The sequence below is a fragment of the Vibrio sp. Vb0667 genome (genome assembly GCF_033391095.1).
Map to the genome: position 1 here is coordinate 1 of NZ_JAWPOL010000312.1, position 1,133 is coordinate 1,133.

Sequence of the window (1,133 nt, forward strand, 5' to 3'; positions counted from 1 at the left end):
AAACTACTGGATTACATCGGCGAAGTCCGCCGAGCACTGAAACGCTTTTATCACCTGCCTTATTTAGTCACCAACAATCCCGAAACTATTGCGTTTGTGAAAGGCAATTTGACTTACTATGAACCGCTGCAAGCCCAGTTAACCCAACTCGACAAAGCCGCGAATACCGAAGGTTGGTTGATCCTCTCCACCTCTGGTGAAGTGTTAGTTTCCAGCCTCATCGATGAACGATTTAGCCGTTCAGATCGACGTGCCATTGTTGAACAGATTCATCGCCAAGGTGAAGGCGTCTCTCTGGTAAATAAAACCAAAGGCTCGAGCCCTCTGTATTATTTATCGGCACCGATTTTTGATGGCCTTAACATCGCGGGTATTGTCGTCGTACAAATTAACTTGAGCCTTCTGACGGAACAAACCATCACCAGCCAAGACATTATTACACTGCAAAACCGCCATCAGCGTTTCTTCCTGTCGAGCAGTACCACTTACAACGCGGACTGGTTCAATGAGCCAAACCATGCAGTAGATGAGGAAACACAAAAGCTCTACGACAACACCGTGATCCATTTTTGGACGCTGGATCAACAACGCTATTTTGCCCATACCGTTAAATTGGATGACCTCAATTGGTATGTCAGTTATCTCATCCCGACCAAGCCAGTTCAACAAGCCATTAATGTCATTGGTTGGAGTGTCGCTGCGTTGCTGTTATTGATCATTTTGTTGGTCATTATCGGTTTGCAACGGCACCAGAAAAACCAGAACCAACAGCGTATTCAGGCTCTACTGGAGGAATCCCAAAGGCGACTTAAGCAGATGATCAACAAAACTCACGTTGGGTTGCTGTTGATCAATGAGCAAGGACAGCTATTCGATCTCAATCCAATGGCTAAGCGGCTGTTTTGCTTGCCGGAAAATGTCAATCGTCAAACTTTTGCTTGGGAGTTGTTTGATGCAGGTAATCCCAACTCAACCACGCTCACACTGCTCAGAGATCTACCAAAACATAAGGAGCTTGCAGAAATCAGTGCCGTTGAAACGATGGCAAGGCGAAGTGATGGGAGCGTTTTCCCGGTGCTGTTCTCATTAACGACTTTTCCTTGGCACGGAGAGCTGTATTTTCTTGCCACCCT

Annotated in this window: 1 protein-coding gene; it reads left to right on the forward strand. The window is 46.3% G+C overall.

Features of this window, described 5'->3' with window-relative positions:
* Nucleotides 1-1,133 (forward strand): PAS domain S-box protein (locus R8269_RS25525; protein ID WP_318222951.1); only part of this gene is annotated, 1,133 nt, incomplete at both ends.